This window comes from Enterobacter sp. MEB024, from assembly GCF_030209635.1.
Taxonomy (GTDB): domain Bacteria; phylum Pseudomonadota; class Gammaproteobacteria; order Enterobacterales; family Enterobacteriaceae; genus Enterobacter; species Enterobacter ludwigii.
In genome coordinates this window covers 92,443-112,318 of sequence record NZ_JARVRQ010000010.1, presented here as the reverse complement: position 1 = coordinate 112,318, position 19,876 = coordinate 92,443, and the positions used below count along the sequence as shown (strand labels likewise).

General features: G+C 53.3%; 22 protein-coding genes and 2 tRNA genes. 7 read left to right on the top strand and 17 right to left on the bottom strand.

The genetic code is table 11. From position 1 onward, the window contains the following. Nucleotides 1-23 precede the first annotated feature (23 nt). Nucleotides 24-476: a ribosome maturation factor RimP gene (gene rimP / locus QRN24_RS16740; RefSeq protein WP_014833432.1), complete on the bottom strand. Its 453-nt coding sequence runs from the start codon at nucleotides 474-476 to the stop codon at nucleotides 24-26. Nucleotides 477-683: 207 nt separating this feature from the next. Then, nucleotides 684-760: transfer RNA gene (locus QRN24_RS16735), tRNA-Met, on the bottom strand. A 287-nt stretch (nucleotides 761-1,047) separates the two neighbouring features. On the opposite strand from QRN24_RS16735, the gene argG reads away from it, so the two are divergent. Next, nucleotides 1,048-2,394: an argininosuccinate synthase gene (argG, locus tag QRN24_RS16730; protein WP_020883538.1), complete on the top strand. Its 1,347-nt coding sequence runs from the start codon at nucleotides 1,048-1,050 to the stop codon at nucleotides 2,392-2,394. Between the two features lie 165 nt (nucleotides 2,395-2,559). On the opposite strand, the gene QRN24_RS16725 is transcribed toward argG, so the two are convergent. From QRN24_RS16725 to rlmE, 6 genes are all read right to left on the bottom strand, one after another. Next, nucleotides 2,560-2,646: transfer RNA gene (locus tag QRN24_RS16725), tRNA-Leu, on the bottom strand. Between the two features lie 9 nt (nucleotides 2,647-2,655). Next, a complete protein-coding gene (secG, locus tag QRN24_RS16720; protein ID WP_020883537.1) occupies nucleotides 2,656-2,988 on the bottom strand; it encodes a preprotein translocase subunit SecG in 333 nt (110 codons plus the stop codon). Between the two features lie 223 nt (nucleotides 2,989-3,211). Continuing rightward, nucleotides 3,212-4,549, bottom strand: a complete 1,338-nt coding sequence (glmM, locus tag QRN24_RS16715; RefSeq protein ID WP_014171789.1) for a phosphoglucosamine mutase — start codon at nucleotides 4,547-4,549, stop codon at nucleotides 3,212-3,214. Further along, the gene (gene folP, locus QRN24_RS16710; RefSeq protein ID WP_020883535.1) at nucleotides 4,542-5,390 is read right to left on the bottom strand and encodes a dihydropteroate synthase; all 849 of its coding nucleotides are present in this window, start codon (nucleotides 5,388-5,390) and stop codon (nucleotides 4,542-4,544) included. The genes glmM and folP overlap by 8 nt, the downstream gene beginning before the upstream one ends. A gap of 98 nt (nucleotides 5,391-5,488) precedes the next feature. Continuing rightward, nucleotides 5,489-7,423 carry an ATP-dependent zinc metalloprotease FtsH gene (gene ftsH / locus QRN24_RS16705; RefSeq protein ID WP_025202925.1) on the bottom strand — a complete coding sequence of 645 codons (1,935 nt, stop codon included), beginning with the start codon at nucleotides 7,421-7,423 and terminating at the stop codon, nucleotides 5,489-5,491. A 102-nt stretch (nucleotides 7,424-7,525) separates the two neighbouring features. Continuing rightward, nucleotides 7,526-8,152, bottom strand: coding sequence for a 23S rRNA (uridine(2552)-2'-O)-methyltransferase RlmE (rlmE, locus tag QRN24_RS16700; RefSeq protein ID WP_014171792.1), 627 nt, complete (start codon nucleotides 8,150-8,152; stop codon nucleotides 7,526-7,528). A gap of 127 nt (nucleotides 8,153-8,279) precedes the next feature. On the opposite strand from rlmE, the gene yhbY reads away from it, so the two are divergent. Next, entirely contained in the window at nucleotides 8,280-8,573 is a 294-nt protein-coding gene (yhbY, locus tag QRN24_RS16695) for a ribosome assembly RNA-binding protein YhbY (RefSeq protein ID WP_003861814.1), read from the top strand. Between the two features lie 151 nt (nucleotides 8,574-8,724). Here yhbY and greA read toward each other — a convergent pair whose 3' ends face one another. Beyond that, on the bottom strand, nucleotides 8,725-9,201 hold the full coding sequence (greA, locus tag QRN24_RS16690; protein ID WP_014171793.1) for a transcription elongation factor GreA: 477 nt from the start codon (nucleotides 9,199-9,201) through the stop codon (nucleotides 8,725-8,727). 227 nt (nucleotides 9,202-9,428) lie between these two features. Here greA and dacB point away from each other — a divergent pair, with 227 nt between their 5' ends. The 3 genes from dacB to pmrB are packed head-to-tail and all read left to right on the top strand — an operon-like array spanning nucleotide 9,429 to nucleotide 12,567. Beyond that, nucleotides 9,429-10,862 (top strand): serine-type D-Ala-D-Ala carboxypeptidase, encoded by a 1,434-nt coding sequence (gene dacB, locus QRN24_RS16685; protein ID WP_284942887.1) that lies wholly within the window; start codon nucleotides 9,429-9,431, stop codon nucleotides 10,860-10,862. Between the two features lie 2 nt (nucleotides 10,863-10,864). Then, nucleotides 10,865-11,527 (top strand): two-component system response regulator PmrA, encoded by a 663-nt coding sequence (pmrA, locus tag QRN24_RS16680; protein ID WP_014171795.1) that lies wholly within the window; start codon nucleotides 10,865-10,867, stop codon nucleotides 11,525-11,527. Then, nucleotides 11,524-12,567 (top strand): two-component system sensor histidine kinase PmrB, encoded by a 1,044-nt coding sequence (gene pmrB / locus QRN24_RS16675; protein ID WP_014171796.1) that lies wholly within the window; start codon nucleotides 11,524-11,526, stop codon nucleotides 12,565-12,567. Before pmrA ends, pmrB begins: the two co-directional genes overlap by 4 nt. A 32-nt stretch (nucleotides 12,568-12,599) precedes the next feature. Here the strand turns inward: pmrB and cgtA are convergent, their stop codons facing one another. From cgtA to rplU, 4 genes are all read right to left on the bottom strand, one after another. After that, nucleotides 12,600-13,772, bottom strand: a complete 1,173-nt coding sequence (gene cgtA, locus QRN24_RS16670; RefSeq protein ID WP_014171797.1) for an Obg family GTPase CgtA — start codon at nucleotides 13,770-13,772, stop codon at nucleotides 12,600-12,602. Between the two features lie 15 nt (nucleotides 13,773-13,787). Further along, the gene (locus QRN24_RS16665; protein ID WP_014171799.1) at nucleotides 13,788-14,753 is read right to left on the bottom strand and encodes a DMT family transporter; all 966 of its coding nucleotides are present in this window, start codon (nucleotides 14,751-14,753) and stop codon (nucleotides 13,788-13,790) included. Nucleotides 14,754-14,849: 96 nt separating this feature from the next. Further along, nucleotides 14,850-15,107, bottom strand: a complete 258-nt coding sequence (gene rpmA / locus QRN24_RS16660) for a 50S ribosomal protein L27 (protein ID WP_004385076.1) — start codon at nucleotides 15,105-15,107, stop codon at nucleotides 14,850-14,852. Between the two features lie 19 nt (nucleotides 15,108-15,126). Continuing rightward, complete coding sequence (gene rplU, locus QRN24_RS16655; protein WP_003025032.1) at nucleotides 15,127-15,438, bottom strand: 50S ribosomal protein L21; 312 nt, start codon at nucleotides 15,436-15,438, stop codon at nucleotides 15,127-15,129. Between the two features lie 256 nt (nucleotides 15,439-15,694). Between rplU and ispB the strand changes: the two genes are divergently transcribed. After that, nucleotides 15,695-16,666, top strand: coding sequence for an octaprenyl diphosphate synthase (gene ispB / locus QRN24_RS16650; RefSeq protein WP_020883532.1), 972 nt, complete (start codon nucleotides 15,695-15,697; stop codon nucleotides 16,664-16,666). Between the two features lie 231 nt (nucleotides 16,667-16,897). Next, nucleotides 16,898-17,185, top strand: a complete 288-nt coding sequence (sfsB, locus tag QRN24_RS16645) for a DNA-binding transcriptional regulator SfsB (RefSeq protein WP_014171802.1) — start codon at nucleotides 16,898-16,900, stop codon at nucleotides 17,183-17,185. 61 nt (nucleotides 17,186-17,246) lie between these two features. Here the strand turns inward: sfsB and murA are convergent, their stop codons facing one another. The 4 genes from murA to mlaC form a co-directional block, all read right to left on the bottom strand. Then, on the bottom strand, nucleotides 17,247-18,506 hold the full coding sequence (gene murA, locus QRN24_RS16640) for a UDP-N-acetylglucosamine 1-carboxyvinyltransferase (RefSeq protein WP_020883531.1): 1,260 nt from the start codon (nucleotides 18,504-18,506) through the stop codon (nucleotides 17,247-17,249). A 50-nt stretch (nucleotides 18,507-18,556) separates the two neighbouring features. Continuing rightward, nucleotides 18,557-18,811 (bottom strand): BolA family iron metabolism protein IbaG, encoded by a 255-nt coding sequence (gene ibaG, locus QRN24_RS16635; protein ID WP_008501458.1) that lies wholly within the window; start codon nucleotides 18,809-18,811, stop codon nucleotides 18,557-18,559. A gap of 126 nt (nucleotides 18,812-18,937) precedes the next feature. Then, entirely contained in the window at nucleotides 18,938-19,231 is a 294-nt protein-coding gene (mlaB, locus tag QRN24_RS16630) for a lipid asymmetry maintenance protein MlaB (RefSeq protein WP_014171806.1), read from the bottom strand. Next, entirely contained in the window at nucleotides 19,231-19,866 is a 636-nt protein-coding gene (mlaC, locus tag QRN24_RS16625; RefSeq protein ID WP_014171807.1) for a phospholipid-binding protein MlaC, read from the bottom strand. Before mlaC ends, mlaB begins: the two co-directional genes overlap by 1 nt. Between the last annotated feature and the right edge of the window lie 10 nt (nucleotides 19,867-19,876).

Genomic DNA, 19,876 nt, shown 5'->3' with positions numbered 1-19,876 from the left:
GCTTTTCACCTCAATCCAGACTGTTAAAAGTGGGGAACCAGGTTCGCCTTCTGGATATTACTCAGCGCGAACACTTCATCTTTGCCTTCGACTGTAACCGTGATCATTTCACCATCAACGGCTTTGATAATTCCCTGCCATTTACGGCGGTTCTGTACGGCCATACGCAGAACGAGAGCCACTTCTTCACCGGTAAAGCGCACATAGTGCTCGGCCGTGAACATCGGGCGATCGAGGCCGGGTGAGGAAACTTCCAGGTTGTACGCAACGGTAATCGGGTCTTCAACATCAAGAACCGCACTCACCTGGTGGCTAACATCAGCACAATCATCAACATTGATGCCATCTTCACTATCAATATAGATGCGCAGCGTCGATGTACGGCCGCGAACGAATTCGATGCCGACCAGTTCGTAGCCCAGTGCTTCGACCGGTGCAGTAATCATCTCTGTTAATTTTTGCTCTAATGTGGACAAGCCCACCCCCAAGACATAAAAAAAGGGCGTAAAGCCCAGTTATTCTGTAGTCAGATAACAAAAAACCCCGATAAATCGGGGCTTTAGATAACTGAACCCTATAGCCGCAACTGCGGCCTGGAGCACTCTCCGAAAGAATTTTTTCAAATCCAGCTACGAAGGCTCTAAGTCTTCACAGTATATTTGAAAAAGAACTTTATGGGAAAGTGGTTGCGGGGGCCGGATTTGAACCGACGACCTTCGGGTTATGAGCCCGACGAGCTACCAGGCTGCTCCACCCCGCGCCTGAAACGTGGCAAATTCTACGCGTTTTGGAGAGAATTTGCAAATAATGCTGGGATTTGGTACCGAAGACGGGACGTAAAATCGGCGTTTAGTATATTGATAGTGAACCCCACCTGTCAAGCCAGTTTCCGCCAGGTCAAACAAAGGGAAAATTTTACAAAAAACGCACGAGTCTCTTCCGGTCATCGACAAAAGATGATTAAATGAATACTCACTTATTTTGCATAAACATGCATCGAGAGCGAAAGCGGTCTCTTAATCAGTCAATCAAGCAGGGTTTTATTTTATGACGACGATTCTCAAGCATCTTCCGGTAGGACAACGTATTGGCATCGCTTTTTCAGGCGGCCTGGATACCAGCGCTGCACTGCTGTGGATGCGCCAGAAGGGAGCGGTTCCGTATGCATATACTGCGAACCTGGGTCAGCCGGATGAGGACGATTATGATGCAATCCCTCGTCGCGCTAAAGAGTATGGCGCAGAGAACGCGCGCCTGATTGACTGCCGTAAGCAACTGGTCGCTGAAGGTATTGCTGCTATTCAGTGTGGTGCTTTCCATAATACCACCGGCGGCCTGACCTATTTCAATACCACCCCGCTGGGCCGTGCAGTGACCGGTACCATGCTGGTTGCCGCCATGAAAGAAGATGGCGTAAACATCTGGGGTGATGGCAGTACGTATAAAGGAAACGATATCGAACGTTTCTATCGTTATGGCCTGCTGACCAACGCCGAGCTGCAGATTTATAAACCGTGGCTCGATACCGACTTTATCGACGAGCTGGGCGGCCGTCATGAAATGTCCGAGTTTATGATCGCCTGTGGCTTCGACTATAAGATGTCCGTTGAGAAAGCCTACTCTACCGATTCCAATATGCTGGGTGCGACGCACGAAGCGAAGGACCTGGAATTCCTGAACTCCAGCGTGAAGATCGTTAACCCGATCATGGGTGTGAAGTTCTGGGACGAAAACGTCAAAATCCAGGCGGAAGAAGTTACCGTGCGTTTCGAGCGCGGCCATCCGGTTGCCCTGAACGGCAAGACCTTCTCTGACGATGTGGAACTGATGCTGGAGGCTAACCGTATCGGTGGCCGTCACGGTCTGGGCATGAGCGATCAAATTGAAAACCGTATCATCGAAGCAAAAAGCCGTGGCATCTATGAAGCCCCTGGGATGGCGCTGCTGCACATCGCTTATGAACGTCTCCTGACCGGTATTCACAACGAAGACACCATCGAGCAGTATCACTCTCATGGTCGTCAGCTCGGTAAACTGCTGTACCAGGGCCGTTGGTTCGACCCACAGGCCCTGATGCTGCGTGATGCACTGCAACGTTGGGTGGCAAGCGCGATCACCGGCGAAGTGACGCTGGAGCTGCGTCGCGGGAATGACTACTCGATTCTGAACACCGTGTCCGACAACCTGACTTATAAAGCAGAGCGTCTGACCATGGAGAAAGGTGAATCCGTGTTCTCTCCGGACGATCGTATTGGCCAGCTGACCATGCGTAACCTGGACATCACCGATACCCGTGAGAAGCTGTTCAACTACGTTGAGAATGGCCTGCTCTCCGCAAGCGCCGGTAATGGCCTGCCGCAGGTTGAAAACCTGGAGCACAGCGTTAAGAAGTAATGCTTACGCAGAAATGCAAAAGGCGCCCACTGGGCGCCTTTTTTACGACCGCTACAGAACCGGTCCCGCTGGCACGAACGTACCCGCCGACGAAAACGCCCCTTCTACAGACGAAATCTACAGACGAAAAAAAAGACGTCTTTCGACGTCTTTCTTCTGGAATATTGGTACCGAGGATGGGACTCGAACCCACAAGCCCGTTAGGGCACTACCACCTCAAGGTAGCGTGTCTACCAATTCCACCACCTCGGTACTGAATACTTAGTGCGGGATATCGCTGGTCGGCTTAGCCGGTGCAGCTGGCTGAGTCTGCTCAGTTTTCGCTGGCGCGCTCAGATTTTCCCACTCGCTTCCTTTGCTGGTCTTGTTGCTGTTGATATTGCCAAGCGCCAGACTGATGATGAAGAACAGCGTAGCCAGAATCGCCGTTGTGCGGGTCATGAAGTTCGCAGAACCACTTGAACCGAACAGCGTACCGGAAGCGCCTGCTCCGAAGGAGGCTCCCATATCAGCGCCTTTACCTTGCTGCAGCATGATCAGCGCTACGAGAGCGATGGCTACAATAAGGAAAATAACTAAAAGAGCTTCGTACATAATCAACCTGTTCCTTGCGGATTTGCCGCATACCAATGCTTCGACCAATTAGCAGGATTTTTGTTTCCCACTGAAGCGGGTGTGAATACTAACCAAAGCGAATGTGCTTCGCAAGGGCAATTTTGACGCATTGTATCAACTGCGGAAAAAAACAGCAAAAAGCCATCAATTGCTCAAAACAAAGGCGGCAAGCGCCGCCTTTTTAATCACTTAACGTGAAAAACTATGCAGCTTTTACGGCATCCGCAATACGGTGTGCAAATTCATTCACCTGCGCCTCGTCTTCGCCTTCCACCATTACGCGGATCAGCGGTTCGGTTCCAGACTTACGCAGCAGCACACGCCCACGGTTGCCCAGGGCTGCTTCAACGTCAGCCATCACCGCTTTCACATTTTCATTTTCCAGCGGATCGCCTTTACCGGCGGTGAAACGCACATTCACCAGGATCTGCGGGAACATTTTCATGCCGCTGCAGAGATCGTGCAGGCTCATATGGTTGCGCGCCATGGCGGCAACAACCTGCAGCGCAGCGACGATACCGTCTCCGGTGGTGGTTTTATCCAGCAGGATCACGTGGCCTGAGTTTTCAGCCCCGATGCGCCAGCCTTTTTCCTGCAGTTTTTCCAGCACATAGCGGTCGCCCACTTTTGCACGGACAAACGGAATACCCAGCTGTTTCAGCGCCAGCTCCAGACCCATGTTGCTCATCAGCGTGCCTACTGCACCACCGCGCAGCTGGCCCTGACGCAGACCTTCACGCGCAATGATATAGAGGATCTGGTCGCCGTCGACCTTATTACCTTCGTGATCGACCATGATCACGCGATCGCCGTCGCCATCCAGTGCGATGCCCAGATCGGCTTTTTCCGCCAGAACGCGCGCCTGCAGAGCACGAACGTCAGTCGCCCCCACCTGTTCGTTAATATTCAGGCCATCAGGCTCACAGCCGATGGTAATCACGTTCGCACCCAGTTCGCGGAAAACATTCGGCGCAATGTGATAGGTCGCACCGTTGGCGCAGTCCACCACAATTTTAAGATGGGCCAGGCTCAGTTCGTTCGGGAAAGTACCTTTGCAGAATTCGATGTAACGACCCGCGGCATCGACAATGCGGTTCGCTTTGCCCAGCTCGGCGGAGTCGACACAGGTGATCTCTTTTTCCATCTCCGCTTCGATCGCCTCTTCCACTTCATCCGGCAGCTTAGTGCCGTCGATGGAGAAGAATTTAATGCCGTTGTCATAAAACGGGTTATGCGAGGCCGAAATCACAATCCCTGCTTCAGCACGGAAAGTACGCGTCAGATATGCCACAGCAGGCGTTGGCATTGGGCCAGTGAAGGAAGCGGAAAGCCCCGCGGCAGCCAGACCGGCCTCCAGCGCTGACTCCAGCATATACCCGGAGATACGGGTATCTTTACCAATGATGATTTTACGAGAGCCATGACGTGCAAGGACTTTACCCGCCGCCCAGCCCAGTTTCAGTACAAAATCAGGGGTGATTGGCGCATCACCCACGCGCCCACGAATACCATCGGTACCAAAATATTTACGATTACTCATAGCGTTTGTTTTCCTTCGCTGCCAGTGTAGCTTCCACTACACGCATGGCTTCTACTGTTTCTTTAACGTCATGGACACGAATAATGTGCGCGCCCTGCATCGCCGCAATTACAGCGCAGGCCAGGCTTCCGCTCAGACGTTCGCTCGGCCCTACATTCAGTAACTGACCAATCATCGACTTTCTCGACATACCAACCAGCAATGGCAGGTCGAAATGATGGAATTCCGATAAGCGCGCAAGCAGCTCATAATTGTGAGAGAGATTTTTACCGAAACCGAACCCCGGGTCGAGCAGCAATTTCTCTTTTGCGATACCCGCACGTTCACAACGTGCAATATGCTCAATAAAGAAGCGATTTACGTCGGCATAAACATCGTCATACTTTGGCGCTTCCTGCATGGTTTTCGGCTGTCCTTGCATGTGCATCAGGCAAACCGGTAGCCCGGTCTCCGCGGCCGCCTCCAGTGCGCCAGGCTCCGTCAGTGAGCGAATATCATTGATGATGTGAGCACCCACTCTCGCGACTTCACGGATCACTTCAGGTTTAGACGTATCGACGGAGATCCACACCTCGAACCGCTGTGCGATAGCTTCAACCACAGGCACCACGCGCGCCAGTTCTTCTTCAACCGAAACGTCTGCCGCCCCAGGGCGCGTCGATTCCCCGCCTACGTCAATGATGGTGGCGCCCGCGTTAATCATCAAATTTGCGTGTTTCACAGCCTCGATAAGCGTGTTATGCGTGCCGCCGTCAGAGAAGGAGTCAGGCGTGACATTCAGGATACCCATCACATGCGGATGTGAGAGATCGAGATGCGAGTCCTGGGCGAATAGTTTCATGGTCAAATCCCTGGTATCAATATGGTTTTACAGAAAAGAAAAACCCCGGAGCAAGCTCCAGGGTTTGAGGTGCAAACATAGACTTCAATAGCAGTGACTTACTTGTCGCCCAACTGTTCTGACATGGTGTTGCCCGGGTTCGGCGTACGCGGTTCATCGACCGGACGCGGCGCACGCGGTGTGCCATTGTTGTCAGAATTGTTGGAAGCGCCTGGGTCTTCCCAACCCGCTGGCGGACGCACTTCGCGGCGAGCCATCAAGTCGTCAATCTGCGGAGCATCGATGGTCTCATATTTCATGAGCGCATCTTTCATCGAATGCAGAATGTCCAGGTTATCGTTCAGGATCTGACGGGCGCGATTGTAGTTACGCTCGATCAGCAGCTTCACTTCCTGGTCAATGATACGTGCGGTTTCATCGGACATGTGTTTCGCTTTCGCCACGGAGCGGCCCAGGAACACTTCGCCTTCTTCTTCCGCATACAGCAGGGGACCCAGCTTCTCGGAGAAGCCCCATTGGGTCACCATGTTACGCGCCAGGTTGGTCGCGACTTTAATGTCGTTGGACGCACCGGTCGAAACATGTTCCGCACCGTAAATAATCTCTTCTGCCAGACGACCGCCGTAAAGGGTTGAAATCTGACTTTCCAGCTTCTGACGACTGGCGCTGATGGCATCGCCTTCCGGCAGGAAGAACGTCACACCCAGCGCACGACCGCGCGGAATAATCGTCACTTTATGCACCGGATCGTGTTCCGGCACCAGGCGACCGATAATCGCGTGACCGGCTTCGTGGTAAGCCGTGGACTCTTTCTGCGCTTCCGTCATCACCATGGAGCGACGTTCCGCACCCATCATGATTTTGTCTTTCGCTTTCTCGAACTCCACCATCGACACAACGCGTTTGTTACCGCGAGCAGCAAACAGTGCAGCTTCGTTGACCAGGTTTGCCAGGTCAGCACCGGAGAAGCCCGGCGTACCACGCGCGATGATTGCCGCGTCGACATCAGGTGCCAGCGGTACGCGGCGCATGTGAACTTTCAGAATCTGTTCACGACCACGTACATCCGGCAGACCAACCACAACCTGACGGTCGAAACGGCCTGGACGCAGCAGCGCAGGGTCAAGAACGTCCGGACGGTTAGTCGCCGCGATAACGATAATACCTTCGTTACCTTCGAAGCCATCCATCTCAACCAGCATCTGGTTCAGCGTCTGTTCACGTTCATCGTGACCACCGCCCAGGCCTGCGCCACGCTGGCGGCCTACGGCGTCGATTTCATCGATGAAGATAATGCACGGTGCTGCCTTCTTGGCCTGCTCGAACATGTCACGCACACGAGATGCACCAACACCCACGAACATTTCAACGAAGTCAGAACCTGAAATAGTAAAGAACGGCACCTTCGCTTCACCCGCGATGGCTTTCGCCAGCAGGGTTTTACCGGTACCCGGAGGCCCCACCATCAGAACGCCTTTCGGGATCTTACCGCCCAGTTTCTGGAAACGGCTCGGCTCGCGCAGGTATTCAACCAGTTCGCCCACTTCTTCTTTTGCTTCGTCGCAACCTGCAACGTCGGCAAATGTGGTCTTGATCTGATCTTCCGTTAGCATACGCGCCTTGCTCTTACCGAACGACATGGCACCTTTGCCACCGCCGCCCTGCATCTGACGCATAAAGAAGATCCAGACGCCAATAAGAAGCAGCATCGGGAACCAGGAGATGAAGATAGAAGCCAGCAGGCTTGGTTCTTCTGGCGGCTCGCCTACCACCTTGACGTTTTTGGTCAGAAGGTTATCAAGCAGCTTAGGATCGTTCACCGGGATGTAAGTCGTGTAACGGTTACTATCTTTCTTGGTAACGTTGATCTCACGTCCGTTGATACGCGCTTCGCGAACCTGGTCCTGATTGACCTCCTGCAGGAAGGTAGAATAATCCACCTTGCGGCCATTCGACTCGCTGGGCCCAAAGCTCTGGAATACTGACATCAGCACAACGGCAATGACCAGCCAGAGTATTAGGTTTTTCGCCATGTCACTCAAGGGATTAACCTCATATTACAACTGTGTTAAAAACAGCGTCAGGATACTCTATATCCCGTGTCATTCAAACTTTCGTCTGAAAGACGCGGGTTATCATTTTCGCCCGGTCGCTACAATATACACTTCTCGGGAACGGGCCCGGGAAGAGTCCGGCTTACGAACTTTAACCTTCGCAAACAGGGAGCGAATTTCCTTAAGATACTCCTCGAAACCTTCGCCCTGAAACACCTTCACAACAAAACTACCACCAGGCGCTAGTACATCACGACACATTTCTAACGCTAGCTCCACCAAATACATGGCGCGGGGGATATCCACCGCCGGTGTTCCACACATATTTGGTGCCATATCTGACATGACAACCTGGACCTTACTATCACCTACACGCTCAAGTAGCGCTTTCAGCACTAATTCATCACGAAAGTCGCCCTGAAGGAAGTCGACACCGACGATGGGATCCATTGGTAAAAGGTCGCATGCGATGATTCGGCCCGTTCCGCCGATCTGCGTAACCGCATACTGGGACCACCCGCCAGGTGCTGCACCGAGATCGACAACCGTCATTCCCGGCTTAAAAAGTTTGTCACTTTGCTGTATTTCATCAAGTTTAAACCAGGCACGGGAACGCAACCCCTTTTTCTGTGCCTGTTGAACATATTTATCGCTAAAGTGTTCCTGAAGCCAGCGGCTGGAGCTGGCAGAACGCTTTTTACCTGTCATTTAACATTTCCGTCCTGGTTCATCGTTACTTGCCTGTGACGTAAATTTCTACGCAGCTATTTGGCGATATAAGGGAGATGGCGGTAGAATGAACCGTTTTCAATCCCAACGTAAGCAAAAATATACGATGAATCTGAGTACTAAACAAAAACAGCACCTTAAAGGTCTGGCACATCCGCTCAAGCCTGTAGTCATGCTTGGCAACAATGGTTTGACCGAAGGGGTGCTTGCCGAGATTGAACAAGCGCTGGAACACCACGAGCTGATCAAGGTGAAAATCGCCTCTGAAGACCGAGACACTAAAAACCTGATCGTGGAAGCCATCGTGCGTGAAACGGGTGCCTGTAATGTACAGGTCATCGGTAAAACGCTGGTGCTCTATCGCCCATCTAAAGAGCGTAAAATCTCGCTGCCACGCTAAGGATATCCTGAATCGAACACATTTTCTGTGTAAAACGAGGGATTTCTGTCAGCAGGTGAGCAAAATGCCACGCTCCTTGAGTTGATAAAAGGCCGCTATGCGGCCTTTTTCTTTTCTTTACAATGTATCAACATCTTAGTCGAGATGCGAATTACAGGTATTCAACCTTAATAATTTCGTATTCCACTTCGCCACCCGGGGTGCGGATAGTGACAACATCATCCTGCTCTTTGCCAATCAGGCCGCGAGCAATCGGGGAGTTCACCGAAATCAGATTCTGTTTAAAGTCCGCTTCATCATCACCCACGATGCGATAAGTCTGCTCTTCGTCATTGTCCAGGTTCAGCACGGTAACGGTTGAACCAAAAATGACGCGGCCATTGTTAGGCATTTTGGTGATATCGATAACCTGCGCATTGGACAGTTTTGCTTCGATATCTTTAATACGCCCTTCACAGAAGCCCTGCTGCTCACGCGCCGCGTGGTATTCAGCATTCTCTTTCAGGTCGCCATGCTCACGCGCATCCGCGATAGCGGCGATGATTTCAGGGCGACGAACGGATTTCAGAAAATCCAGCTCTTCGCGCAGTTTTTCGGCACCACGTAAGGTCATCGGAATAGCTTGCATTTGTTATACCTCTTAAACATTCCTGTTGGGAGCAGTGTTCCCTGCCCCGGCCCCCATGAGCGGGCCAGAAGCAAAAAGAAAACCGACCCGGGAGCGAAGCCCCAGGTCAGCAACAATTTTCAATTTGATACGCATTTTACCGCGAAGTTCACTATGGGTCATCGTTTACTTTGCAGTGCTATGCACCGTAGTATGACGGTTTGTTTTCGGGTTGTTAGCGCGAGATTATGCGATTTTCCAGATTTATCATCGGATTGACTACCAGTATAGCGTTCAGCGTTCAGGCCGCGAATGTTGATGAGTACATTAATCAGCTACCCGCAGGTGCCAACCTTGCCTTGATGGTGCAGAAGGTCGGGGCGCAGTCGCCAGAGATTGACTATCACAGTCAACAGATGGCGCTGCCTGCCAGTACCCAGAAGGTGATCACCGCACTCGCCGCCCTGCTTCAGCTTGGGCCTGACTTCCGTTTTACCACCACGCTCGAGACCAAAGGCAACATCGAGGGTGGCGAACTGAAAGGCGATCTTATCGCTCGTTTCGGGGGAGATCCTACGTTTAAACGCCAGGATATCCGCAACATGGTCACGTCGCTGAAAAAATCTGGCGTGCAGAAGATTGATGGCAATGTGTTAATCGACACCTCTATTTTTGCCAGCCACGATAAAGCACCAGGATGGCCGTGGAACGACATGACGCAGTGCTTTAGCGCTCCGCCAGCCGCCGCGATTGTGGATCGTAACTGCTTCTCCATTTCACTTTACAGCGCGCCAAAACCGGATGACTTAGCGTTTATTCGCGTGGCGTCTTACTACCCGGTGACGATGTTCAGCCAGGTTCGTACCCTCGCAAAAGGCTCCCCGGATGCGCAGTATTGCGAGCTGGACGTGGTGCCAGGCGATCTTAACCGCTTCACGCTGACCGGGTGCCTGACACAGCGCGCCGACCCGCTGCCGCTGGCCTTTGCGATACAGGATGGCGCAAGCTATGCGGGTGCCATTCTCAAGGATGAACTGAAGCAGGCGGGAATAACCTATTCCGGTACCCTGCTGCGCCAGACGCAGGTTAATCAACCCGGTACGGTCATCGCCAGCAAACAATCTGCGCCGCTGCACGATTTGCTACGGATTATGCTGAAAAAGTCTGACAACATGATTGCTGACACGGTGTTCCGCATGATTGGTCACGCGCGTTTCGGCGTGCCAGGAACCTGGCGTGCGGGTTCCGACGCCGTACGTCAGATCCTGCGCCAACAGGCGGGGATCGATCTTGGCAACACCATTGCCGTCGATGGCTCCGGGTTATCGCGGCATAATTTGATCTCCCCGGCAACGATGATGCAAGTACTTCAGTACATTGCACAACATGACACTGAGCTAAACTTTATTTCGATGCTGCCACTTGCCGGGCATGACGGTTCGCTTCAGTACCGTGCCGGCCTTCATGCGGCCGGGGTGGACGGAAAAGTTTCAGCCAAGACAGGTTCACTGCAGGGGGTTTATAACCTTGCAGGCTTCATCACTACCGCCAGCGGGCAACGCATGGCATTCGTGCAGTATCTTTCCGGCTATGCCGTCGAACCGACCGACCAGCGTAATCGTCGTATTCCACTGGTTCGCTTCGAAAGCAGGCTTTATAAGGACATCTACCAGAATAACTAGCGATGAAACTACTCATAGTTGAAGACGATCTGTTATTGCAGGAAGGGCTGGCTCTGGCGCTGGCCAATGAAGGATATGCCCTCGACTGCGCCGCCACGGCGGCTGAGGCGGATGCCCTGATCCAGAGCGGCGAATACAGTCTGGTGATCCTCGATTTAGGCTTACCGGATAAAGACGGCGCTACGCAGCTAAGCCAGTGGCGCCGCCGGGGTATCGCCAATCCGGTATTGATCCTGACGGCACGGGATGCCATTGAAGATCGTATCAACGGCCTCGATTCTGGCGCTGATGATTACCTGGTGAAACCGTTTGCCCTTGCGGAGCTTCAGGCGCGGGTACGGGCGTTGATTCGTCGTTATCAGGGACACAGCGATAACTTACTGACCGACGGCGATATTACGCTGAATCTGCAAACCCAGCAGGTGCTGTGCCAGTCCCTACCGGTTGAAGTAACCCCTAAAGAGTTCGCGCTGCTGACGCGCCTGATTATGCGCAGCGGACAAACGGTACACCGCGAAACCCTGCAGCAGGATATTTACTCCTGGCAGGACGATCCGGGCTCAAATACCCTCGAAGTGCATATTCACAATCTGCGTCGCAAACTGGGTAAAGACCGGATTAAAACTGTCCGTGGCGTAGGCTATCGTCTGGAGAGCCAGAAATGAACAGCATGCGTCGGCGATTAATGGTTCTGCTGGCGGTCATTCTGTTATTTTTCCAGCTGATAAGCGTGATCTGGCTCTGGCATGAAAGCCGTGAACAGATTGGTTTTCTGGTCAACGAAACGCTCTCGGCGAAATCGCGCAATAATCATGTCGAGAAAGAGATCCGTGAAGCGATTGCCTCGCTGCTGGTCCCCTCTCTGGTGATGGTCGGTTTTACGCTGTGCTTCTCATTCTGGGCGGTCACCTGGATAACCCGGCCGCTGAATCAACTGCGCGTCAGCCTGGCGAACCGCTCGGCGGATAACTTAACCCCGCTCCCTGTCTATTCCGACATGGAAGAAATTGGTGCCGTCACAACCTCGCTCAACCAGCTCCTCGCCCGTTTGGATCACACCATTCAACAGGAACGTCTCTTCACCGCGGACGCCGCTCACGAGCTGCGAACGCCGCTTGCGGGGATCAGACTGCATCTGGAACTGATGGCACAGTCCGGCTCTCCACAGGCCACGACGTTAATTACCCGTATCGATCAGCTGATGCACACGGTTGAGCAACTGCTGATGTTGTCCCGTGCCGGACAGGCGATGGCGAGCGGTCACTATGAAACCGTCAACTGGACAGACGATATCATCATGCCGCTCGGTCTTGGACATGAAGCCAAAGAGCACACGGTGATATGGCCGGACAAAAGTCCGCTCACAGTGCAGGGTGATGCGGTACTTCTGCGTTTGATGCTGCGCAATCTGCTTGAGAACGCCGGGCGCTACAGTCCGTCAGGCACAACGATTCGCGTGACTCTGGCCGACGTTGACGGGGGGACACAGGTCAGCGTTATCGATCAGGGGCCGGGGATAGATGAAGCGCACCGCCAGTCGATTACTGAACCGTTCCGTCGTCTTGACCAGCGCTACGGTGGCAGCGGCCTGGGGCTGAGCATTGTGCAACGTATCGTGCAGCTCCACCACGGCAAGCTGACGCTGGAGAATGGTGCTGAGGGCGGCTTAATCGCCAGCTGCTGGTTGCCGTCCAGCCTGCAATAAAAAAGCCCCCTTCCGGGGGCTTTAAACTGCGATTAGTGCTTGTAGATGAACTCGACACCTTCTTCGTCGTCTTCATCCCAGTCGTCGTCCCAGTCTTCTTCCTCTTCCACTTCCAGCTCTTCGAGCTGTTGGCGGTGGTAGTCATCCCACATGAATTCGACTTTTTCTGGCTGTTTCGCTTCTTCAGCCTGAACAACCGGGTTCTCGATGATAAAGGTCATCACATCCCAGCACAGATCTTTCACGCCAACCTGGCTTGCCGCGGAGATCAGGTAGTATTTATCTTCCCAGCCCATCGCTTCAGCAATGGCTTTCGCTTTCGCTTCCGCTTCGGCTTTATCCATCAGATCGATCTTGTTAAAGACCAGCCAGCGCGGCTTGTTCGCCAGTTTTTCGCTGTATTTTTCCAGCTCGCCGATAATGATGCGGGCATTTTCTACCGGATCGGAACCGTCGATTGGATCGATATCGATGAGATGCAGCAGTACGCGGCAGCGCTCAAGGTGTTTCAGGAAGCGGATACCCAGACCGGCACCTTCTGCAGCACCTTCAATCAGACCCGGGATATCAGCAACCACAAAGCTCTTCTCGTTATCCATACGGACAACGCCCAGGCTTGGTACCAGCGTGGTAAACGGATAATCCGCCACTTTTGGCTTGGCTGCAGAGACCGCGCGAATAAACGTCGATTTACCGGCGTTTGGCATACCCAGCATCCCGACATCGGCCAGAAGCATCAGCTCCAGCTGCAGATCGCGCTTGTCGCCCGGCGTACCCATCGTTTTCTGACGCGGGGTACGGTTTACGGACGATTTGAAACGGCTGTTACCCAGACCGTGCCAGCCGCCTTTCGCCACCATCAGACGCTGACCGTGTTTGGTCATATCGCCCATGGTTTCGCCCGTCCCCTGGTCAATCACACGCGTACCGACCGGAACCTTAATGGTCACGTCTTTACCGCGTTTGCCCGTACAGTCACGGCTTTGACCGTTCTGACCACGCTCAGCGCGGAAGGATTTTTCGAAACGGTAGTCGATCAGCGTGTTGAGGTTCTCATCCGCCTCCAGCCACACGTCACCGCCGTCCCCACCGTCACCGCCGTCAGGACCGCCACGTGGAATATATTTCTCACGGCGGAAGCTCACGCAACCATTGCCGCCATCACCTGCCACGACCAGGATTGTCGCTTCATCAACAAACTTCATTTTACTCTCCGTAACTCATTCGCCTGAGCGGGGGACTACTACGACCGCTTCATTTTTGCGCCAACGCCCCCAAAGACGATGACCAATGGCGGAATACATCGCGCCCGCAACCACGACAAACGCACCGAGATAACCCAACATGTTGAGCATCGGTCTGACGAAGACATCGGGCCAGGCCATTGATAACAAATCTGAAAATAACAGCGTAAACAGCGGGGTAAGCGTAATGAGTGCGCTCACCTGTGCTGCCTGCCAGCGCGCCATCGCTTCGGCCAGCGCGCCATAACCGACCAGCGTGTTCAGCCCACAAAAAATGAGGCACGCCAGTTGCCAGTCGCTAAGCTGGGTGATCACACCCGGTTTTGCTAACGGCAATAATGCTATTGTACACAAAGTGTACAGCAAAAAGAGGATCTGCTGTGAGGCCAAACGACGCAATAACACCTTTTGCGCGACGCCATAGCTCACCCAAACCGTTGCTGCTCCCACTCCGAAGATCACACCCCAGGTGTAATCCGTCAGTCGGGTAAAGATCTCTATCAGACTGGTGTTGAAGAACATCACCAGACCACAGAGCAACATGCTCGCCCCGATAATTTGCGTGCCACGCATCTTCTCCTTGAGGATAAAGACGCTGGCGACCATCATGCCGACCGGTGAAAGCTGACCAATCACCTGCGACGCCGTGGGGCTAAGATACTGCAGGGAAGAACTGAACAGTATGAAGTTACCGAACAGGCCACCCGTCGCGATAGCCAGCAACACCAGCCAGCGCGGTTTACGGAAGATACGCAACGGCGGAAGCTTACCTTTGATCGCGAGGATGGCCCCAAGGCCGATACTTGCCATCAGAAAGCGATAAAACACCACCGTTGGCGGCTCCATCACTTCCAGTACCTGCTTCATTGCAATTGGCAGCGCACCCCAGCACATTGCGGTCGTGAGCGCCAAAAGAATACCAATGCCGGCCTGCTGCTTCATGCCCGTTTTCCCTACAGAAAAAATTACCGGGTTTCCAATGTAAAAAGCCCCGCAACAGGTTGCGGGGCTTTAATCCGTTACCGGACCGAGAAAACCTTACTCAGCAACGATGCTGATGTATTTACGGTTGTTCGGGCCTTTAACTTCAAATTTCACTTTACCGTCTGCTTTAGCAAACAGAGTGTGGTCACGACCGCAACCTACGTTGTTGCCAGCGTGGAATTTGGTGCCACGTTGACGAACAATGATGCTACCCGCCAGAACGGATTCGCCACCGAAACGCTTAACGCCCAGGCGTTTAGCTTCTGAATCGCGACCGTTACGTGTGGAGCCGCCAGCCTTTTTATGTGCCATTTAAATCTCTCCTCAGGTCTTAGGCGCTGATGCCAGTAATTTTCACATCAGTGAACCACTGACGGTGGCCCTGCTGCTTACGGTAGTGTTTACGACGACGAAACTTAACGATTTTAACTTTCTCGCCACGACCGTGAGCAACAACTTCAGCTTTGATAACGCCGCCATCAACGAAAGGAACGCCGATTTTGACTTCTTCACCGTTTGCGATCATCAGAACTTCTGCGAACTCAACAGATTCGCCAGTTGCGATGTCCAGCTTTTCCAGGCGAACGGTCTGACCTTCGCTTACTCGGTGTTGTTTACCACCACTTTGGAAAACCGCGTACATATAAACTCCGCTTCCGCGCACATCCTCGTATGAATCAGAGTGCGCTATAAATATTCACAATAGGGCGCGAATATTACGCAAAACGCGAGCCTTTGACAAGTGCTACCATCAATACATGAAGAAAAAAAACACAACGCGTAAGGTAACGTTTATCTGAGCCGTTTTTTCAGTACAATCAGCACTACTATTGATAAACCTAACCCTTCGTTACCCCATTGAAGATGGGATAAACAGGATAAAAAGCCCGGCTTTTGCGATGAATTTAGAAAAAATCAACGAGTTAACCGCGCAAGATATGGCGGGTGTGAATGCAGCAATCCTGGAGCAACTCAATTCTGACGTTCAGCTGATCAATCAGTTGGGCTATTACATCGTCAGCGGCGGCGGTAAACGCATTCGCCCAATGATTGCCATCCTGGCTGCCCGAGCCGTCGGCTATCAGGGAAATGCTCACGTCACGATCGCGGCACTGATCGAATTTATTCACACTGCGACGCTTCTTCATGATGATGTTGTGGATGAATCAGACATGCGCCGGGGTAAAGCCACCGCCAACGCCGCCTTTGGCAATGCTGCCAGCGTCCTGGTGGGGGATTTTATCTATACCCGTGCCTTCCAGATGATGACCAGCCTGGGTTCGCTGAAAGTGCTGGAGGTCATGTCTGAAGCCGTTAACGTGATTGCTGAGGGCGAAGTGCTTCAGCTGATGAACGTCAACGACCCTGACATCACCGAAGAAAACTACATGCGCGTGATTTACAGCAAAACTGCGCGCCTGTTTGAAGCGGCTGCACAGTGTTCCGGCATTCTGGCTGGCTGTAGCGAAGCCCAGGAAAAAGGGCTGCAGGACTATGGCCGTTATCTGGGTACCGCATTCCAGCTGATTGATGATTTGCTGGATTACAGTGCAGACGGCGAAACGCTCGGCAAAAACGTGGGTGATGACCTGAACGAAGGCAAACCGACGCTGCCGCTACTCCACGCGATGCGCAACGGGTCAGCCGACCAGGCGAAAATGATCCGTGAAGCGATCGAGCAGGGAAATGGTCGTCATCTTCTGGAACCCGTGCTGGAAACAATGGCCATTTGCGGATCGCTGGACTGGACGCGTCAGCGTGCCGAAGAAGAGGCGGATAAAGCCATCGCCGCACTTCAGGTCATCCCGGACAGCCCATGGCGCGATGCGCTTATTGGTCTTGCCCATATCGCCGTTCAGCGCGACCGTTAATCCTGCTCTCCCCTCCCCGCGGCCCTCGCGGGGAGATTCCAGTACACACCTGTATATTCCTCTTTCACGTAAACGCACCGGTTTACAGACCGCATGAATAAAGCCATGCCTTATTCTGAATATCCCTACCAGTAACGCGAACTTTTTAGAACAAGAAATTGAAATGGGTATAGTAAGGCCAGTCGTTTCAGACGAAATGGCGTAAGTGAATCCGAACTTAAGGACAGCGTTATGGACACGAAATTTATCGACTGGCACACAGCAGATATCATTGCGGCACTGCGCAAAAAAGGCACATCACTGGCTGCGGAATCTCGCCGCCATGGCCTGAGTTCTTCAACCCTGGCAAATGCCCTGACGCGCCCCTGGCCGAAGGGAGAATTGATCATTGCGACGGCGCTGGATACGCATCCGTGGGTGATCTGGCCTTCGCGTTACCACGATCCCATTACCCATGAATTTATCGACAGATCGCGCATGATCCGCCAGAGGAAAGTGAAGAAAGACCCGCAGGAATAGCGGTTTTTTTGACAGGAACAGCAACCCCCCGGTCATTTCTGGCAGGGGGCTGCCGGAACGATTACTCGCCCTTCACACGCTCGATATTCGCACCCAGCGCGCGCAGTTTATCTTCGATACGTTCATAGCCACGATCGATGTGATAAATACGATCAACGACCGTCGTCCCTTCCGCAATACAACCCGCCAGCACCAGGCTTGCAGATGCACGCAGATCGGTTGCCATCACCTGAGCACCAGACAGTTTCTCAACGCCGTGGCAAATCACGGTATTACTCTCGATCTCAGCATGTGCGCCCATACGGATCAGTTCCGGTACATGCATAAAGCGGTTTTCAAAGATGGTCTCGGTAATGAACCCCGTCCCTTCCGCCACCAGGTTTAACAGGGTGAACTGCGCCTGCATATCAGTCGGGAAAGCAGGATGCGGAGCTGTACGCACGTTTACCGCTTTTGGACGGTTACCGTGCATGTCCAGGCTGATCCAGTCTTCACCGATTTCGATATCAGCGCCTGCGTCACGCAGTTTCGCCAGCACCGCATCCAGGGTATCTGGCTGCGCGTTGCGGCAGGTAATTTTCCCGCCTGAAATCGCGGCAGCAACCAGGAACGTCCCGGTTTCGATACGGTCTGGCAGGACGCGATACACACCGCCGCCCAGACGCTCAACGCCTTCGATGGTGATACGGTCGGTGCCCTGGCCAGTAATCTTCGCACCCAGCGCTACGAGGAAGTTCGCGGTATCCACAATCTCCGGTTCACGCGCGGCGTTTTCGATGATGGTAGTACCTTCTGCCAGCGTTGCCGCAGACATGATGGTGACGGTGGCACCAACGCTCACTTTGTCCATGACAATGTGCGCGCCTTTCAGGCGGCCATTCACAGACGCTTTAACATAACCTTCTTCGAGTTTGATCTCGGCGCCCAGTTTCTCCAGGCCAAAGATGTGCAGGTCAACCGGACGTGCGCCGATTGCGCAGCCACCCGGCAGGGAAACCTGACCCTGACCAAAACGTGCCACCAGCGGGCCAAGCGCCCAGATGGATGCACGCATGGTTTTCACCAGATCGTAAGGTGCAGAGAAGTTGTTTACGTTGCTGGCGTCGATCCAGACGGAACCGTTACGCTCAACTTTGGTGCCCAGCTGGCTGAGCAACTTCATGGTGGTGTCGATATCTTTCAGCTTCGGTACGTTCTGAATTTCTACCGGCTCTTCCGCGAGCAGCGCAGCAAAGAGGATGGGCAGCGCGGCATTTTTTGCGCCAGAAATTGTGACTTCGCCCTGGAGACGCGTTGGCCCCTGTACACGAAATTTATCCATTGTGTGCTCTCTTATAAATTCAACCGTGCTGCGGGCGTGTCGCCCACAACTCAAAAACCGTTTAGTTTGCGATCGCGTGCCCACTCTTGAGGGGTGAACGCTTTAATCGACAGGGCGTGGATGCGGTTATCCGCAATGTATTCCATCAGCGGCGCGTATACAGCCTGCTGTTTCTTCACACGGCTCATACCGTCGAACATCTCACCCACAGCAATAACCTGGAAGTGACTGCCATCGCCAGTGACGTGGGCTTCCTGAAGGGAGAGTGCATTCATCAGCACTGTCTGGATTTCATGATTTTCCATGGGTTCTTAATCATCTGATAGTGAAAACAAGCCCAACATCTTAGAGCAAAGTGGCGTCGTCTTAAACAAGCAAAAAGCCCCGACGTTGAATCTGTCAGGGCTTTCAGAAGTAACGCACTGAAAATATTAACGAGGCAGTACGTCCTGAGGGAGATTATAGAGCTGGGCCAGGGTGACCACATTATCGCTCGCCGCGTGCAGCGTAACGCTTGTCCCCTGCTTTTTCCCCACGGCAACAAGATGGGCCAGCAGCGCGACGCCTGCCGTGTCCACCCGTGAAATGCCGCTCAGATCGATAACCGTCACGCCCTGCATCGCTTCAAAACGTTTGTCCCAGAGCGGGTTCAGCAGATCCTGGTCGAGTTCACCCGTCAGCTTCAACGTCTCACCCTCACGCGACCAGCTCAGTTGATCCGACATTACTTCTTCTCGTCCAGAGAGATTTTCTGACGCGAGATAGACTGCAGCTGTGCGGTCAGGCCATCAATGCCTTTGGTGCGCAGCAGGTCACTCCACTCGTTCTGTTTAGTGGTGATCATGCTCACCCCTTCGGCAATCATGTCATAGGCCTGCCAGTGACCGGTCTGGCTGTTTTTACGCCACTGGAAGTCCAGGCGTACTGGCGGACGGCCATTAGGATCGATAATCGTGACGCGGATAGGAATGATAGTCGCGTCGCCCAGCGGCTGCTCTGGCGCAATCTGATAGGTCTGACCGTGATACATCGCCAGTGCCTGACCGTAAGCCTGTTTCAGGTATTCACGGAACGCGGCGAAATAGGCATCGCGCTGCGCCGGGGTCGCGTCTTTGTAATAACGGCCCAGAACCAGCGCACCCGCATATTTGATCTGCACGTACGGCAGCAGCTCTTGATCAACCACGTCGCGCAGATAATCAGGATTGGAACGAATTTTCGGCTGTTCGTTTTTAAGCCGGTCGAAGGTCTTCTTCGCAGCCTCATCCATCAGTTTGTACGGGTTACTCTGATCCGCAGCATGCGCCGCGGTGAGAGGGGCAATGACCAGCATGGCAACCATTAACAGTCGTTTAAACATGAATGACTTC

Excerpts from the sequence above, each read along its gene's own strand:
- yhbY (WP_003861814.1), top strand. The coding sequence starts at position 8,280 with ATGAATCTGAGTACTAAACAAAAACAGCACCTTAAAGGTCTGGCACAT.
- rplU (WP_003025032.1), bottom strand. The coding sequence starts at position 15,438 with ATGTACGCGGTTTTCCAAAGTGGTGGTAAACAACACCGAGTAAGCGAA.
- folP (WP_020883535.1), bottom strand. The coding sequence starts at position 5,390 with ATGAAACTATTCGCCCAGGACTCGCATCTCGATCTCTCACATCCGCAT.
- sfsB (WP_014171802.1), top strand. The coding sequence starts at position 16,898 with ATGGACACGAAATTTATCGACTGGCACACAGCAGATATCATTGCGGCA.
- pmrB (WP_014171796.1), top strand. The coding sequence starts at position 11,524 with ATGAACAGCATGCGTCGGCGATTAATGGTTCTGCTGGCGGTCATTCTG.
- ftsH (WP_025202925.1), bottom strand. The coding sequence starts at position 7,423 with ATGGCGAAAAACCTAATACTCTGGCTGGTCATTGCCGTTGTGCTGATG.
- ibaG (WP_008501458.1), bottom strand. The coding sequence starts at position 18,811 with ATGGAAAATCATGAAATCCAGACAGTGCTGATGAATGCACTCTCCCTT.
- argG (WP_020883538.1), top strand. The coding sequence starts at position 1,048 with ATGACGACGATTCTCAAGCATCTTCCGGTAGGACAACGTATTGGCATC.
- glmM (WP_014171789.1), bottom strand. The coding sequence starts at position 4,549 with ATGAGTAATCGTAAATATTTTGGTACCGATGGTATTCGTGGGCGCGTG.
- mlaB (WP_014171806.1), bottom strand. The coding sequence starts at position 19,231 with ATGTCGGATCAACTGAGCTGGTCGCGTGAGGGTGAGACGTTGAAGCTG.
- greA (WP_014171793.1), bottom strand. The coding sequence starts at position 9,201 with ATGCAAGCTATTCCGATGACCTTACGTGGTGCCGAAAAACTGCGCGAA.
- ispB (WP_020883532.1), top strand. The coding sequence starts at position 15,695 with ATGAATTTAGAAAAAATCAACGAGTTAACCGCGCAAGATATGGCGGGT.
- dacB (WP_284942887.1), top strand. The coding sequence starts at position 9,429 with ATGCGATTTTCCAGATTTATCATCGGATTGACTACCAGTATAGCGTTC.
- rlmE (WP_014171792.1), bottom strand. The coding sequence starts at position 8,152 with ATGACAGGTAAAAAGCGTTCTGCCAGCTCCAGCCGCTGGCTTCAGGAA.
- QRN24_RS16665 (WP_014171799.1), bottom strand. The coding sequence starts at position 14,753 with ATGAAGCAGCAGGCCGGCATTGGTATTCTTTTGGCGCTCACGACCGCA.
- murA (WP_020883531.1), bottom strand. The coding sequence starts at position 18,506 with ATGGATAAATTTCGTGTACAGGGGCCAACGCGTCTCCAGGGCGAAGTC.
- rpmA (WP_004385076.1), bottom strand. The coding sequence starts at position 15,107 with ATGGCACATAAAAAGGCTGGCGGCTCCACACGTAACGGTCGCGATTCA.
- mlaC (WP_014171807.1), bottom strand. The coding sequence starts at position 19,866 with ATGTTTAAACGACTGTTAATGGTTGCCATGCTGGTCATTGCCCCTCTC.
- pmrA (WP_014171795.1), top strand. The coding sequence starts at position 10,865 with ATGAAACTACTCATAGTTGAAGACGATCTGTTATTGCAGGAAGGGCTG.
- secG (WP_020883537.1), bottom strand. The coding sequence starts at position 2,988 with ATGTACGAAGCTCTTTTAGTTATTTTCCTTATTGTAGCCATCGCTCTC.
- cgtA (WP_014171797.1), bottom strand. The coding sequence starts at position 13,772 with ATGAAGTTTGTTGATGAAGCGACAATCCTGGTCGTGGCAGGTGATGGC.